Source organism: Diaphorobacter sp. B2A2W2 (genome assembly GCF_056730635.1).
In genome coordinates this window covers 254,462-268,708 of sequence record NZ_JBWZOR010000004.1, presented here as the reverse complement: position 1 = coordinate 268,708, position 14,247 = coordinate 254,462, and the positions used below count along the sequence as shown (strand labels likewise).

Genomic DNA, 14,247 nt, shown 5'->3' with positions numbered 1-14,247 from the left:
ACGATTCGGATGTGCAGACCCTGCCGGGCACCGCCAGGGCGCACAGTGTAATCAGCCGCGCAGCAGCTTCTCCTCTGCCAGGCCCAGGGCGGTGGGATGGCCGGACAGCACCAGCGTGTCGCCTTCGGCCAGGGGCGTGCGGTCGTCGGGCGGGGACATGGCGCCGCTGGCGCGACGCACGTTGACCAGACGCACGCCGATGCCATGCAGGGGCAGGTCGGCCAGCGGCTTACCCACCACGGCGGCGCCCGCGGGCAGGGACAGGGAGTACAGCCGCTCCTGGTCGCGTTCGGACGGCGTGTCGTCGTCCGCCCCGTGGAAGTAGCCGCGCAGCAGGCCGTAACGTGCATCGCGCTGGTCTTGCACCAGGCGCAGCACGCGGCGCATGGGCACGCCCACCAACGCCAGTGCGTGGCTGGCCAGCATCAGCGAGCCCTCGATGGCCTCGGGCACCACCTCGGTGGCGCCGGCCTCCTGCAATTTTTCCAGTTGAGAGTCGTCCTGGGTGCGCACGACCACGGGGAGCTGTGGCGCGTGGGTGCGTGCATGGTGAATCACCTTGAGCGCGGCGGGAGTGTCCAGGTAGGTGACGACCAGGGCGGCCGCACGCGCCAGGCCCGCTGCCTTGAGCGCCTGCAGGCGCGTGGCGTCGCCGAACACGACCGAGTTGCCCGCGGCGGCGGCCTGCCGCACGCGGTCGGGGTCCAGGTCCAGCGCCATGTAGGCGATGCCTTCGCGCTCCAGCATGCGTGCCAGGTTCTGCCCCGAGCGGCCGTAGCCGCAGATCAGCACGTGCCCGCTGGTGTTGATGGCTTGGCGCGCGATGGTGGTCACCTGCAGCGACTGCTGCAGCCAGTCGCTGGCCACCAGCTTCATGACGATGCGGTTGCTGTACTGGATGAGGAATGGCGTAGCCAGCATGGACAGCACCATGGCCGCCAGCACCGGGTTCATCAGTGCGGGCTGCAGCAGGCCGTGGACCTGCATGAGCGACAGCAGCACGAAGCTGAACTCCCCTGCCTGCGCCACGTACAGCGCGGTGCGCAGCGATACGCCCGTTGTCGTTCCCAACCCGCGGGCCAGCGCGACGATGATGGCCGTCTTGATCAGCAGCGGCGCGGCCAGCAACACGAGCACCAGCGACCAACGCTCCACCAGCACGTGCCAGTCGAGCATCATGCCCACCGTGATGAAGAACAACCCCAGCAGCACGTCGTGGAAGGGGCGGATGTCGGTGCCCACCTGGTGCCGGTATTCGGTCTCGGACACCAGCACGCCGGCGATGAAGGCGCCCAGGGCCAGCGAGAGGCCTGCCAGTTCGGTCAGCCAGGCCAGCCCCAGCGTGACCAGCAGCAGGTTGAGCATGAACAGTTCGTCGCTCTTGCGCCGCGCCACCTGCGTGAGCCACCAGCGCATCACGCGCTGGCCGCCAACCAGCAGTACCGCTACGAGTACTGTGGCCTTCAGCAGGGCGACCGCCAGCGCCGTCAGCAGTTGCTCGGGCTCGGACCCCAGCGCAGGCACCAGCACCAGCAGGGGCACCACGGCCAAATCCTGGAACAGCAGGATACCCAGCACCCTGCGCCCATGCTCGCTCTCCAGCTCGCCGCGCTCGGACATCAGCTTCACGACGATCGCTGTACTGCTCATTGCCAGCGTTCCGCCCAGCGCCAGTGCGGTCTGCCAGCCCATGTCCCACACGCCGCCGGTCAGCCGTGCCAGCAGCAGCAACCATGCGGAGAAGGCCGCCATGCACGCCAGCACCTGCAGCAGGCCGAGGCCGAACACATGGCGGCGCATGGCACGCAGCTTGGGCAGGTTGAATTCCAGGCCGATGGTGAACATGAGGAACACCACTCCGAATTCGCCCAGGTGGCGCACGCCTTCGGAGTTCTGCGTCAAGGCCAGGGCATGCGGGCCGATGAGGATGCCCGCCGCCAGATAGCCCATCATCGGCGGCAACCGCAGGCTGCGGCATGCCACCACGCCCAGCACGGCGGCCAGCAGGTAAAGCAGGGTCAGGGCGAGAGAGGACATGTTTCATCGTAGCCGAGCCGCAGGTGGGCCGACCGATAGAATTCATCCATGCCTGTCGCTCCTGCCGCTTCCTCGTCTTTCAATGCCGAACAGGCCCTGCGCCTGGGACGCGAGACCGTCCGCACGGAGGCCGAGGCGCTGCATGCCATGGGCGAACGCCTGGGCGGCGGCTTCGTGCAGGTGGTGCAGCGCGTGTTGGCAACCACGGGCCGCGTGGTGGTCATGGGCATGGGCAAGAGCGGCCACGTGGGGCGCAAGATCGCCGCTACGTTGGCCTCCACCGGCACGCCCGCGTTCTTCGTGCACCCTGCCGAGGCCAGCCATGGCGACCTGGGCATGGTGACCAACGGCGACTTGGTGCTGGCGCTCTCCAACAGCGGCGAAAGCAGCGAGATCACCGTGCTGCTACCGGTGCTCAAGCGCCTGGGCGTCCCGCTGATCGCGATGACGGGCGGGCTGCAGTCCACCCTGGCGCGCCACGCGGACCTGGTGCTGGACTGCAGCGTGCAGCGCGAGGCCTGCCCGCTGAACCTGGCGCCTACCACTAGCACCACGGCGCAGCTGGCCATGGGCGACGCGCTGGCGGTGGCGCTGCTCGACGCGCGCGGCTTTCGCCCCGAGGATTTCGCGCGGTCGCACCCCGGCGGTGCGCTGGGCCGCAAGCTGCTGACGCATGTGCGTGACGTCATGCGCGCGGGCGCAGACGTGCCGCATGTACCGCCCCATGCCAATTTCAGCACCCTGATGCGCGAGATGAGCGCCAAGGGCGTGGGCGCCACCGCGGTGGTAGACGATGCGGGCCGGCCCGTGGGTATCTTCACGGACGGCGACCTGCGCCGGCGCATCGAGGCCGGCGTGGACCTGCGCGAGACGCGCGCCCAGGACGTCATGCATGCCAGCCCGCGCACCATTGCAGCCGATGCCCTGGCGGCCGATGCGGCGCAGGCCATGGAGCACCACTCGATCACCAGCGTGCTGGTCACCGACGACGACGGCGTGCTGGTGGGCGTGGTGCACATCGGCGACCTGATGCGAGCCAAGGTGATCTGATGTCCCAGTCCAACGCCACGCCGCTGCCCCCCCTGCAACCGGCCCTGCAGTTCGATCCGCAACTCCTGCTGCTGGCGCAGCCGGTGCGCGTCGCCTTCTTCGACGTGGACGGTGTGTTGACCGACGGCGGCCTGTATTTCTCTGAAGTGGGCGAGACCCTCAAGCGTTTTCATACGCTTGACGGACACGGCATCAAGCTGCTGCAGCAGGCGGGCATCACGCCCGCGGTGGTCACGGGGCGTGATTCACCGGCGCTGCGGCTGCGCCTGAAGGCGCTGGGGGTGATGCATGCGCGTTTCGGCACCGAGGACAAGCGCCCGGCGGCTGAGTCCATCCTGGCCGAGCTGGGCCTGTCGTGGCCGCAGGCCGCCGCCATCGGAGACGACTGGCCCGACCTGCCGGTGATGCGCCGTGTGGCCTTCGCCTGCGCGCCCGCACAGGCCCACATCGAGGCCCGCGCCGTCGCCCACCATGTCACCGCCGCGCCGGGTGGCGCGGGTGCGGCGCGGGAGTTCTGCGACTTGCTGCTGGTCGCCAGTGGCCGTTACGCCGGTCTGTTGGCCGCGCATGCCGTATGACCTCACGCCTACACCTGGCGTGGGAACGCCTGTCGCTCTACCTGCCCGTGCTGCTCATGGGGCTGCTGGCGCTGGGCTCCTGGTGGCTGGTGCGCAACGCGCCGCGGCCGCAGCAGCCGGCGCAGGAGCGCCCCGTGAGCCACGAGCCCGACTACTACATGCGCGACTTCGCGGTCAAAAGCTTTGATGCCACGGGCCGACTGCAGAGCGAGATCCGCGGCACCCTGGCGCGCCATTACGCGGACAACGACACGCTGGAGATCGACCAGGCGCGCATGCGCTCGGTGAACGAGGAGGGGCGCGTCGTTACCGCCCGTGCGAATCGTGCGCTGTCCAACGGGGACGGCAGCGAGGTCCAACTCTACGGCGATGCCATCGTCACGCGCGAGGCGTCTGCCCCCGAAGGCCGCGCTCCAGTGCCGCGGCTAGAGTTCCAGGGGGAGTTCCTGCATGCATGGGTGAATGAAGAGCGCGTGCGCTCCGACCAGCCCGTAACACTCAAGCGCGGCGCCGACACGTTCACCGCCGACAGCATGGACTACGACAACCTGGAGCAGGTCATGCAACTGCGCGGCCGCGTGCGCGGCACGCTGATGCCCGCACCCGTGCGCCGTTGACCGAGATGGCGCGTTCGGCTCCGCAAGACCGCCCGCTGGTGTTGATCACTGGAGCCTCCAGCGGCATCGGCCAGGCGCTGGCCGAGCGCTACCACCGGGCAGGGTGGCGGTTGGCCCTTGTGGCGCGGCGCGTCGATATGATCGAATCTTGGGCTAGGGCAGTAGGGATAAGCGCAAGTAGCTATGAAATATATAGCGCAGATGTAGCGCAGCCTGACAGCGTCATCGCGGCCTGCCACGCTTGTCTGGAGCGCCAAGGGCTTCCCGATGTGGTGGTGGCCAACGCGGGAATCAGCGTCGGGGTGGACACGGCGCAGCGCGGCGACCTCGATGTCATGGCGCAGACCTTTGCGACCAACAACCTGGGCATGGCGGCCACCTTTCATCCGTTCATCGATGCGATGGTCCGCCGCGGCAGCGGCCGGCTGGTGGGAATCGGCAGCGTGGCGGGTATCCGGGGCCTCCCCGGCCATGGAGCTTATTGCGCGAGCAAGGCGGCGGTGATCAGCTACTGCGAGAGCCTGCGGGGGGAGTTGCGCGGCACCGGCGTGCAGGTGGTGACGATCTGCCCGGGCTATGTGGATACGCCGCTGACGCGGGAGAACCGGTATGCCATGCCCTTCCTGTTGCCGCCGCAGGCTTTTGCGGACCGCGCGTTCCGTGCCATTGAGGCGGGGGCGACATACCGGGTGATTCCCTGGCAGATGGGCGTAGTGGCCAAACTACTGCGCATATTGCCGGATGCCTGGTTCGACCGGCTGCTGGCGGGACGGCCACGCAAGCATCGCGCGGGCCAGGGCCGATCTTCCAATCCCTGAGGCTTGGAAGGACAAAAGGCTCCCGAGGGAGCCTTGTGATGGTGGAGCGCGCTTTTACCCGCGCCTGCCAAAATCAATATCCGTTGTTGCCGCCACCGCCGTAGCCGCCACGGCCACCACCGCCGCCGCCACCACGTGGACCGGAGCCGTAGGGACTGCGAAAGCCGCCTTCGCTGCGGCCGCCACCACCGCCGCCGTAGCCGCCACCACCGCCACTGCGGCCGCCGCCGTAGCCGCCACCCCCACCAAAGCCGCCGCCACCGCTGCGGGGGGGGCGCGCTTCCATGGGACGGGCTTCATTCACGACAATGCTGCGGCCGCCGAGGGACTGGCCGTTCATGCCATTGATGGCCTCTTGGGCCTCGGCATCGCTGCCCATTTCCACGAAGCCAAAGCCTTTGGAGCGGCCGGTGTCGCGCTCCATCATGACCTTGGCGCTGGTCACCGCACCGAACTGGCTGAAGGCTTGCTCCAGATCTTGGTCACGCACCGAGTACGGCAGATTGCCGACGTACAGTTTGTTGCCCATTAAGGGACTCCTCAAAAACAATGGAATGAGCGACGGAGTCCCGAACCCGCAGCCAGTTAATCACAATGACGCCCTATGCGCGAAAACTGACGGATCACCGCAACCTCTACGAGGCAATACCCTCGTCAAAACATTATGCGCCAGAACCTTTGTAAAGATGCAAGGGGTTTTCAACGCACGTGTCGTCAATCTGACGCAAAAAAAAGGAGCCCTAAGGCTCCTTTTTTGACTCAGCGGAATATCAATAGCTGGAGCGGCCGCCACCGTAGCCGCCGCCATAACCACCGCCACCGCCGCTGCGGCCACCGCCGTAGCCACCACCGCCACCAAAGCCGCCGCCGCTGCGGGGCGGGCGGGGTTCCATCGGACGGGCTTCGTTGACCACGAGGTCGCGGCCGCCGTAGTTCTGGCCATGCGCGCCCTGGATGGCGGCCTGGGCTTCAGCGTCGCTGCCCATTTCGACAAAGCCGAAACCCTTGGAGCGGCCGGTGTCGCGCTCCATCATGACCTTGGCGCTTTGCACGGCGCCGAATTGGCTGAAGGTCTGCTCCAGATCCTGGTCGCGGAAGGTATAGGGCAGGTTGCCCACGTAGAGTTTGTTGCCCATGATCGGACTCCTAGAAAAAACATGAAATGCGATGGAGCCCGACGCAATCAACAAACCTGTGACGACTTCAAAGACGCGAAACTGACCAGACACCGCAGCGTGCACTTCCGCATGGCAGAACTGCACGGCCATTATCAAGCATTGCCATAACCCCAAAGATGTCGTAATTGCGCGCCTGCAACACTTTCCAGGGTAACTACTGTGTCTAGCTGGGCAAAAAGGTGCCTTCTTCCGCCGGATACAATCCCCCGCTGTCTTTGGGGAGTAGCCTGCCCCGCGCGAGTCCGCTGCGACTGCGACGCGAGAGGATGCATGCATCAACAGACTTGGGGCCCTTGGGCGCCATGGTGCATGGGACCCGCTGCCACAGCGGGTCGGGCGAGACCATTGACCGCGTACCGATCCATCAGGCCGGAGTCGGAGCGTGGTCAATGCTGTCCGATGTACTTCCGGCCGGAAATCTATTACGACCGCCCCATGGAAGCCTTCCTCGTCTCCACCGCCATCGTCACCCTTGCCGAGATGGGTGACAAGACCCAGCTGCTGTCGCTGGTGCTCGCCGCACGCTTTCGCAAGCCCTGGCCCATCGTGCTGGGCATTTTCGTGGCTACGCTGGCCAACCACGCGCTGGCAGGCGCGGTGGGGTCGTGGGTGACCACCGTGCTGGGGCCGCAGGTGCTGCGCTGGGTGCTGGGTCTTTCCTTCATTGCTATGGCGGTGTGGATGCTGATTCCCGACAAGCTGGACGACGACGGTGACGGTGCGGCGCCGCGCTTCGGCGTGTTCGGCACGACGCTGGTGGCGTTCTTCCTGGCCGAGATGGGCGACAAGACGCAGGTCGCCACCGTCATGCTGGCTGCGCAGTACAGCGCCTACTTCTGGGTGGTGGCGGGTACCACGCTGGGCATGATGCTGGCCAATGCGCCCGTGGTCTGGCTGGGGGATCGGCTGGTGAAGAAGGTGCCGATCCGCGTGGTGCATCTGGTGTCTGCGTTGATCTTCCTGGTCTTGGGCCTGCTGGCGCTGTTTGCGGGAGATGCGACGCCTTTGGCATAATGGCCCGCAGACGCGCCGATTTGCACCGCTTGCGGGCGCTTTACAAATCCAGCTAAAGACGTGACCGATCGACACGCCTGCCACCCCAGCACGCACCCGGACCCGGCCTCGTTGTTTAGCGAAGCCGGGTTTTTTCATGTCGTTCATCGCCACACCGCAAACCATGCACTTCGCCGAGCCCCTGCCGCTGCAGTCGGGGGCCTCGATCCGCGACTACACCTTGGCCTACGAGACCTACGGCACGCTCAACGCCGACCGCTCCAACGCCGTACTGGTATGCCATGCGCTCAATGCCTCACACCACGTCGCAGGCAGCTACGCAGGCCAGCCCAGGAGCGAGGGCTGGTGGGACAACATGATTGGGCCGGGCAAGTCTGTCGACACCAACCAGTTCTTCGTCATCGGCGTCAACAACCTGGGCTCGTGCTTCGGGTCCACGGGGCCCATGCACCGCCACCCGGACACGGGCGAGGTCTACGGTGCGGACTTCCCCGTCGTCACAGTGGAGGACTGGGTCGATGCGCAGGCGCGCCTGCTGGACCGCCTGGGCATCACGCAACTGGCGGCGGTAATGGGCGGCAGCCTGGGCGGCATGCAAGCGCTTTCCTGGACGCTGCAGTACCCCGAACGCATGCGTCACGCCGTGGTCGTGGCCAGCGCTCCCAACCTCACGGCCGAGAACATCGCCTTCAACGAAGTGGCGCGCCGGGCCATCGTCACTGACCCGGACTTTCACGGCGGGCACTTCTACCGCCACGGCGTGATCCCCAAGCGCGGGCTGCGCATCGCGCGCATGATCGGCCACATCACCTACCTGAGCGACGACGTGATGAACGAGAAGTTCGGGCGTCAGTTGCGCGAGGGCATGGACCTGAAATACAGCACGCAGGACATCGAGTTCCAGATCGAGAGCTACCTGCGCTACCAGGGCGACAAGTTCAGCGACTATTTCGACGCCAACACCTACCTGCTCATCACGCGCGCGCTCGACTACTTCGACCCCGCGCGCCAGCATGGCGGCAATCTGGCGCAGGCGCTGGCCGTGGCGCGTGCCAAGTTCCTGCTGGTGAGTTTCACCACCGACTGGCGCTTCTCGCCCCAGCGCAGCCGCGAGATCGTGCACGCGCTGCTGGAGAACCGCCGCGACGTGAGCTACGCCGAGATCGACGCCCCGCACGGGCATGATGCGTTCTTGCTTGATGACCCGCGCTACATGAGCGTGGTGCGCTCTTATTTCGATAGTGTTGCCAAGGGGCTGCAGGGAGGACAACCATGAGCGACCACGCCACCATGCAAGCCATTGCGCGCCTGGTGCCCGAAGGCGCGCGCGTGCTCGACCTGGGGTGCGGCGATGGCGCGATGCTGGACTACCTGCAGCGCGAACGCGGCTGCAGCGGCTACGGCATCGAGATCGCCGACGCCAACGTGCTCGCCTGCGTGCGCCGCGGCGTGAACGTGATCCAGCTCAACCTCGACGAGGGGCTGGCGATGTTCGGCGATAACAGCTTCGACGTGGTGCTGCAGATCGATACGCTGCAGCACCTGCGCAATGCCGAGGTGATGCTGCGCGAGACTGCGCGCGTGGGCAAGAGCGGCATCGTCGCCTTCCCCAATTTCGCGCATTGGCCCAACCGCGTGTCGGTGCTGCGCGGGCGCATGCCCGTCACCCGGCGCCTGCCCTACCAGTGGTACGACACGCCCAACATCCGCGTGGGCACGTTCAAGGACTTCGAGGTGCTGGCGCACAAGAACAAGCTGCGCATCCTGGACGCCTTCGGCCTGCAGGACGGGCGCGAGGTGCGCTGGCTGCCCAATGCGCGTGCGGGCACGGCAGTGTTCCGTTTCGAGCACGACTGAGCGCACCGTCCAGCCTGGCGCGCAGGGGACATTTCTCGCCGGCGGGGTTTGTTGCTATTAGAATTGTAGCTGTTGGCGCTTGATGGATAAGCGCTAGAGGCCAAAAATCCTCTGTTCCCGATGCCAGGCCTCTGGGCGGGATGCGTGGTACGTGAGACCGCGTAAGGGATATTGTGAATAGATGTAACGACAGGCCTGCCGTAGATTTCCAGACAGACCGGGACGACCCGGCGCACCCCTTTTTCTGGAGACATGCATGGCCGCCGTTTCGCTTGCCCACCATTCCGTTGCCCGCCGGGTCACGCTGACCGCCCTGGGGCTTGTGGCCCTGGTGCTGGTGGGCGTGGGGCTGGCCCTGGCGGTTCTGACCGAACGCAGCACGCGGGCGCAGCTGGTGCAGAGCATTGGCGGCACCACCCAGGCCGTCGCCCATTCGCTGGATGCGGCGGACAACACCAACCGTGAGCTGGTCCAGGCCACCATGCGCGGCTTTCGCCGCTACTTCGAGGCCACCATGCAACTCGACGAGGGCGCGGGGGAGCTGCGCAGCTTCGGCGCGCTGGTCAACGAGGACTACAGCGCGGTGGACAAGTTCGCCAACGAGACCGGCGGCGTGGCCACGGTGTTTGCGCGCAAGGGCGACGACTTCGTGCGCATCACCACCTCGGTGAAAGATGCGCAAGGCCAGCGCCAGCAGGGCACGCCGCTGGACCGTGCCGATCCTGCCTACGCGGCAGTCGCCAAGGGCGAGCCCTACACCGGCATCACCGTGGTCGCAGGCAAGCCCTACATGGGCCACTACCTGCCGGTCAAGGACACGGCGGGCAAGGTGGTGGCGCTGCTGTTCATCGGCAATGACGTCAGCATCTTCCACGCCATGCTGCAAAAGCAGGTGGAGCAGACACGCTTTTTCGAGCACGGCGGCGTGTACGTGATCAACCCCGGCGCCGGGCTGGAGCAGGCCGGCTTCGTGTACCACCCCACGGCGCGGGGCCAGCGGGTGCTGGAGTCCTTCCCCCAGTCACGGGCCTTCTTCGAGGCGTTGGTGGCTGCGCCAGAGGGCTTCGTGCGCGACGCGGCGGCGGTGTATTCGCCCGGCGCGCAGGACCCTTGGGCGCTGCTGCGCAAGACACAGGGCGGATGGTGGGTGGTTGCCGAGGTGCCGGACGCCGAGGCCATGGCCGGCCAGCGCCACGTCACCTGGGCCGTGTGGGGATTGATGGCATTGGCCGTCGGCTTGCTGGGCGTGGGTCTGTTCGTGATGCTGCGCCGCGGCGTCAGCCAGCCGCTCACCGGGCTCACGCAGGCCATCACGCTCGTCGCGCAGGGCGACCTGACGCAGAGCTTCGAGACCACGCGGCGCGACGAGATCGGCACGCTGGTGCGGGAAGTGGAAGGCATGCGCCTGCGCTACGTGCAGATGCTGCAAGAGGTGCGCACGGCTGTGGACAGCATCGACACCGCCAGCGCCGAGATCGCCAGCGGCAACCAGGACCTGTCGGCACGCACGGAGGCCACTGCCGGCAGCCTGGCGCAGACGGCGCAAAGCATGGACCAGCTCACGGCCACCGTGCGCCAGTCCGCCGATGCGGCCCACCAGGCCAACCAGCTCGCGGCCTCCGCCGCGCAGGTGGCGGCCCGCGGCGGTCAGGTGGTGGGCGAGGTGGTGACCACCATGGACGACATCAACCAGAGCTCGCGCAAGATCGCCGACATCATCGGCGTGATCGACGGCATTGCCTTCCAGACCAACATCCTGGCGCTGAACGCCGCCGTGGAGGCTGCACGCGCCGGCGAACAGGGCCGCGGCTTTGCCGTGGTGGCGGGCGAGGTGCGCAGCCTGGCGGGCCGCAGCGCCGAGGCGGCGCGCGAGATCAAGCAGCTCATCCAGGCCTCGGTGGAGAAGGTGGAGACGGGCGCGCGCCTCGTGCAGGACGCCGGCAGCACCATGGGCGAGATCGTGGGCAGCGTGCAGCGCGTGGGCGACATCATTGGCGAGATCACGGCCGCAGCGTCCGAGCAGGCCGGCGGCATTGGCCAGGTCAACCAGGCCGTGGGCCAGCTGGACCAGATGACGCAGCAGAACGCCGCGCTGGTGGAGGAGTCCGCCGCCGCCGCGCACAGCCTGCGCGAGCAGGCGGCGCGCCTGGCCGCGGCCGTGCAGGTGTTCAGGCTGGGGCCGGCGCTGGGCGACGCGTCCCTGATTGGGGCACCTGCGCATGCACCCGCGCCAATGGCTGAGGTGGCCGACCTGCGCGTGGGGGCCCTCGCGCTTACCTGAGTGCGGGCCTCGCCGGGGCGGGGCGGTTATCCTCGCGCGCTGCGCGCCTGGCCCGGGGCGCGCCCACCCTTGCCGTTTCCATGCCGTTCCTCGATGTGCCCACCATGCTGCTGATGACCGCGGCGGCTTCCCTCACCATGGCGGCATCCCTGGGCGCGGTGCGGCCGGGGCGCCGCGAGGGCATCAGCCTGTGGGCGCTGGGGCTGATGATGCACACCTCCACGTACGTGCTGTACGCCCTGCGCGGCCTGGTGTCCGACTGGGCCAGCATCGTCCTGGCCAACACGCTGCTGTCGGGCACGTTCGCCATGGTGCTGGCGGCCGTGCACCAGTTCCAGGGGCGGGCGTTGCCGTGGCGCCGCATGGCGGTGCCGGTTGCGGCGACAGCGCTGTTGTTTGCGTTCTTCATTGACGACTACCGCGCACGCATCATCACGGCGGGCGTGGTGCCGCCGCTGCAGCTGGGCATGGTGCTGTGGTCCCTGTGGCGCGAGCGGCCGGCTGCGTCCCTGCGGGGCGCGACGCTGCTCAGCGTGGGCCTGGTGATGGAGGTATTGCTGCTGGGGGTGCGCGGAATGCTCGCCGCCACGCGCGACATACCGGTCGAGGGGCTGATGCAGGGCAACGCCATGCAGTCCATCACCTTCATGGCGGCCTTCGTGGTGGTGATCCTGAGTTCGCTGGGCTTCATCCTCATGGGCAAGGACCGCTCCGATGCCGACAATCGCTATTTCGCCGCGCACGATGCGCTCACGGGGCTGGTCAACCGCCGTTCGCTCATCATGGCGCTGGAGCGCGATGTGGCCCGCGCCGTGCGCCTGCGCGAGCCTTACGCGGTAATGCTGGTGGACATCGATCACTTCAAGTCCGTCAACGACAGCCATGGCCACCTGGCGGGCGACAGCGTGCTGCGCCATGTGGCGGACCTGCTGCGCACGCGCCTGCGGGCGCAGGACCTGGTGGGTCGCTACGGGGGTGAAGAATTCATGGTCCTGTTGCCGCACACCCCGCTCGGCGGGGCCCTGGAGCTTGCCGAGACGCTGCGCCGCGCCGTGGAGCGCTTGCCCTGTGTGGGTGGCGGCAAGGAGATACCGGTGACCGTGAGCATCGGCGTGTGCGGCGGGCCTCTGCAGCCCGCGGACGGCTGGGACAGGCTCGTTCAGGGGGCCGACGAGGCGCTGTATGCGGCCAAGCTCGCCGGGCGCAACCGGGTGGAGTCCACGGCGCTGGCGGCACCGCGCCCCGCGCCCGTACCGGCGGTGGACTAATAGGGCGCCGTGCAGATCGCCGTCGCCGGGCGGCGGGTGTTGGCGTATCCTGCGCCTTTTGCGCACCGACAGAGGTTCCGCCATGAACGACCGCCTGCCCGCCGCCGCCCTGGATGCCGCACTCGCGCTGGAACGCGTGGGGCGGGTGTGGGACGAAGACATCCTGCGGCAGCTCACCGACTACATCCGCATTCCCGCCAAGTCGCCGGGCTTTGCGCCCGACTGGCGCGAACAGGGCCACCTGGAGACTGTGCTGCGCAACGCCGCGCAGTGGGTCGAGGCCCAAAAGGTGGCCGGCCTGCAGTTGGAGATCGTGCGCCTGCCGGGGCGCACGCCGGTACTGTTCTTCGAGGTGGCGGCCACCCAGCCGCAGTCCACGCAGACCGTGCTGATGTACGGCCACCTGGACAAGCAGCCCGAATTCGAGGGTTGGCGCAGCGACCTGGGCCCGTGGACACCCAAGTACGAGGACGGCAAGCTCTACGGCCGGGGCGGCGCCGACGACGGCTACGCGGTCTACGCCAGCGTGGCCGCGGTGCAGGAGCTCAAGCGCCAGAACGTGCCGCACCCGCGCATCGTGGGCCTGATCGAGACCTGCGAGGAGAGCGGCTCCGCCGACCTGCTGCCTTACATCGACGCGCTGAAGACCCGCCTGGGCGACGTGGCGCTGGTGATCTGTCTCGACTCGGGTGCGGGCAACTACGACCAGCTGTGGCTCACCACCAGCCTGCGCGGCATGGCCAGCGGCACGCTCAAGGTCCAGATCCTCACCGAGGGGGTGCACTCGGGCGACTCATCGGGTCTGGTGCCGTCGTCGTTTCGCATCATGCGCCAGGTGCTCGACCGGCTGGAGGACTCGGCCACGGGCCGCCTGCTGCCTGCGCACTTCCACTGCGAGGTGCCGCCCGACCGCCTGGCGCAGGCGCGGGCCACCGCCGCCATCCTGGGCGAGGAGGTCTACAAGCGTTTCCCCTGGGCGCATGCCGATTGCGGTGGCAGCACGGTGTTTGCCCTGCCCACCACCACCGACCCGGTACAGGCGCTGCTCAAGCGCACCTGGGAGCCCACGCTCAGCGTGACGGGGGCCGAGGGCTTCCCCGCCCTCCAGGACGCGGGCAACGTGCTGCGCCCCTACACGGCCTTCAAGCTGTCGTTGCGCCTGCCGCCGCTGGTGGACGCCGCCGCCTGCCTGCAGGAGATGAAGGCCGTGCTGGAGGACAACGCACCCTACCAGGCCAAGGTCACCTTCGCCCCCGATGGCGCGGCCAGCGGCTGGAACGCCCCGGCCATCACGCCGTGGTTCGAGCAGGCGCTCAACGCCGCGAGCCAGGCGCACTTCGGCGCGCCTTGCGGCTACATCGGCCAGGGCGGCACGATTCCGCTCATGAACATGCTGAGCCGCGGGTTCCCGACGGCGCAGATGATGGTCTGCGGCGTGCTCGGCCCCAAGAGCAACGCCCACGGCCCCAACGAGTTCCTGCACGTGCCCTACGCCAAGAAGCTCACCGCGGCCGTGGCGCAGGTGATCGCCAGCATGCCGGCCTGAAAA

Annotated in this window: 13 protein-coding genes; 10 read left to right on the top strand and 3 right to left on the bottom strand. The window is 67.7% G+C overall.

All coding sequences use genetic code 11. The features are described 5' to 3' along the window. Positions 1 to 51: 51 nt before the first annotated feature. A complete protein-coding gene (locus tag AC1PPL_RS09850) occupies positions 52 to 2,037 on the bottom strand; it encodes a monovalent cation:proton antiporter family protein (RefSeq protein ID WP_287951417.1) in 1,986 nt (661 codons plus the stop codon). A gap of 48 nt (positions 2,038 to 2,085) precedes the next feature. On the opposite strand from AC1PPL_RS09850, the gene AC1PPL_RS09845 reads away from it, so the two are divergent. Genes AC1PPL_RS09845 through AC1PPL_RS09830 form a run of 4 tightly spaced genes read left to right on the top strand, consistent with a single transcriptional unit; the run spans position 2,086 to position 5,100 of the window. Next, entirely contained in the window at positions 2,086 to 3,087 is a 1,002-nt protein-coding gene (locus AC1PPL_RS09845) for a KpsF/GutQ family sugar-phosphate isomerase (protein ID WP_088888012.1), read from the top strand. Continuing rightward, on the top strand, positions 3,087 to 3,665 hold the full coding sequence (locus AC1PPL_RS09840) for a KdsC family phosphatase (protein WP_103736977.1): 579 nt from the start codon (positions 3,087 to 3,089) through the stop codon (positions 3,663 to 3,665). The genes AC1PPL_RS09845 and AC1PPL_RS09840 overlap by 1 nt, the downstream gene beginning before the upstream one ends. Continuing rightward, on the top strand, positions 3,662 to 4,282 hold the full coding sequence (gene lptC / locus AC1PPL_RS09835; protein ID WP_479973174.1) for an LPS export ABC transporter periplasmic protein LptC: 621 nt from the start codon (positions 3,662 to 3,664) through the stop codon (positions 4,280 to 4,282). Before AC1PPL_RS09840 ends, lptC begins: the two co-directional genes overlap by 4 nt. 5 nt (positions 4,283 to 4,287) lie before the next feature. Further along, a complete protein-coding gene (locus AC1PPL_RS09830; protein ID WP_479973219.1) occupies positions 4,288 to 5,100 on the top strand; it encodes an SDR family oxidoreductase in 813 nt (270 codons plus the stop codon). A gap of 73 nt (positions 5,101 to 5,173) precedes the next feature. Here AC1PPL_RS09830 and AC1PPL_RS09825 read toward each other — a convergent pair whose 3' ends face one another. Together AC1PPL_RS09825 and AC1PPL_RS09820 are read right to left on the bottom strand one after the other, a co-directional pair. Next, entirely contained in the window at positions 5,174 to 5,629 is a 456-nt protein-coding gene (locus AC1PPL_RS09825; RefSeq protein ID WP_287740121.1) for an RNA recognition motif domain-containing protein, read from the bottom strand. Positions 5,630 to 5,870: 241 nt separating this feature from the next. Then, entirely contained in the window at positions 5,871 to 6,236 is a 366-nt protein-coding gene (locus AC1PPL_RS09820) for an RNA recognition motif domain-containing protein (RefSeq protein WP_015914690.1), read from the bottom strand. Positions 6,237 to 6,713: 477 nt separating this feature from the next. On the opposite strand from AC1PPL_RS09820, the gene AC1PPL_RS09815 reads away from it, so the two are divergent. From AC1PPL_RS09815 to AC1PPL_RS09790, 6 genes are all read left to right on the top strand, one after another. After that, positions 6,714 to 7,292 carry a TMEM165/GDT1 family protein gene (locus AC1PPL_RS09815; RefSeq protein WP_015914689.1) on the top strand — a complete coding sequence of 193 codons (579 nt, stop codon included), beginning with the start codon at positions 6,714 to 6,716 and terminating at the stop codon, positions 7,290 to 7,292. 136 nt (positions 7,293 to 7,428) lie between these two features. Continuing rightward, on the top strand, positions 7,429 to 8,568 hold the full coding sequence (gene metX / locus AC1PPL_RS09810) for a homoserine O-succinyltransferase MetX (RefSeq protein WP_015914688.1): 1,140 nt from the start codon (positions 7,429 to 7,431) through the stop codon (positions 8,566 to 8,568). Next, positions 8,565 to 9,149, top strand: a complete 585-nt coding sequence (gene metW, locus AC1PPL_RS09805) for a methionine biosynthesis protein MetW (RefSeq protein ID WP_011807201.1) — start codon at positions 8,565 to 8,567, stop codon at positions 9,147 to 9,149. The genes metX and metW overlap by 4 nt, the downstream gene beginning before the upstream one ends. Before the next feature lie 256 nt (positions 9,150 to 9,405). Then, positions 9,406 to 11,430: a methyl-accepting chemotaxis protein gene (locus AC1PPL_RS09800; protein ID WP_479973173.1), complete on the top strand. Its 2,025-nt coding sequence runs from the start codon at positions 9,406 to 9,408 to the stop codon at positions 11,428 to 11,430. 80 nt (positions 11,431 to 11,510) lie between these two features. Beyond that, a complete protein-coding gene (locus AC1PPL_RS09795; protein ID WP_479973172.1) occupies positions 11,511 to 12,698 on the top strand; it encodes a GGDEF domain-containing protein in 1,188 nt (395 codons plus the stop codon). Between the two features lie 82 nt (positions 12,699 to 12,780). Continuing rightward, on the top strand, positions 12,781 to 14,244 hold the full coding sequence (locus AC1PPL_RS09790) for a M20 family metallopeptidase (protein WP_312843526.1): 1,464 nt from the start codon (positions 12,781 to 12,783) through the stop codon (positions 14,242 to 14,244). Positions 14,245 to 14,247 lie beyond the last annotated feature (3 nt).

What these genes read in the sequence shown, in the direction of transcription:
- AC1PPL_RS09850 (WP_287951417.1), bottom strand. Translation starts at nt 2,037, where the DNA reads ATGTCCTCTCTCGCCCTGACCCTGCTTTACCTGCTGGCCGCCGTGCTG.
- lptC (WP_479973174.1), top strand. Translation starts at nt 3,662, where the DNA reads ATGACCTCACGCCTACACCTGGCGTGGGAACGCCTGTCGCTCTACCTG.
- AC1PPL_RS09840 (WP_103736977.1), top strand. Translation starts at nt 3,087, where the DNA reads ATGTCCCAGTCCAACGCCACGCCGCTGCCCCCCCTGCAACCGGCCCTG.
- AC1PPL_RS09830 (WP_479973219.1), top strand. Translation starts at nt 4,288, where the DNA reads ATGGCGCGTTCGGCTCCGCAAGACCGCCCGCTGGTGTTGATCACTGGA.
- AC1PPL_RS09815 (WP_015914689.1), top strand. Translation starts at nt 6,714, where the DNA reads ATGGAAGCCTTCCTCGTCTCCACCGCCATCGTCACCCTTGCCGAGATG.
- AC1PPL_RS09790 (WP_312843526.1), top strand. Translation starts at nt 12,781, where the DNA reads ATGAACGACCGCCTGCCCGCCGCCGCCCTGGATGCCGCACTCGCGCTG.
- AC1PPL_RS09825 (WP_287740121.1), bottom strand. Translation starts at nt 5,629, where the DNA reads ATGGGCAACAAACTGTACGTCGGCAATCTGCCGTACTCGGTGCGTGAC.
- metX (WP_015914688.1), top strand. Translation starts at nt 7,429, where the DNA reads ATGTCGTTCATCGCCACACCGCAAACCATGCACTTCGCCGAGCCCCTG.
- metW (WP_011807201.1), top strand. Translation starts at nt 8,565, where the DNA reads ATGAGCGACCACGCCACCATGCAAGCCATTGCGCGCCTGGTGCCCGAA.
- AC1PPL_RS09820 (WP_015914690.1), bottom strand. Translation starts at nt 6,236, where the DNA reads ATGGGCAACAAACTCTACGTGGGCAACCTGCCCTATACCTTCCGCGAC.
- AC1PPL_RS09845 (WP_088888012.1), top strand. Translation starts at nt 2,086, where the DNA reads ATGCCTGTCGCTCCTGCCGCTTCCTCGTCTTTCAATGCCGAACAGGCC.
- AC1PPL_RS09800 (WP_479973173.1), top strand. Translation starts at nt 9,406, where the DNA reads ATGGCCGCCGTTTCGCTTGCCCACCATTCCGTTGCCCGCCGGGTCACG.
- AC1PPL_RS09795 (WP_479973172.1), top strand. Translation starts at nt 11,511, where the DNA reads ATGCCGTTCCTCGATGTGCCCACCATGCTGCTGATGACCGCGGCGGCT.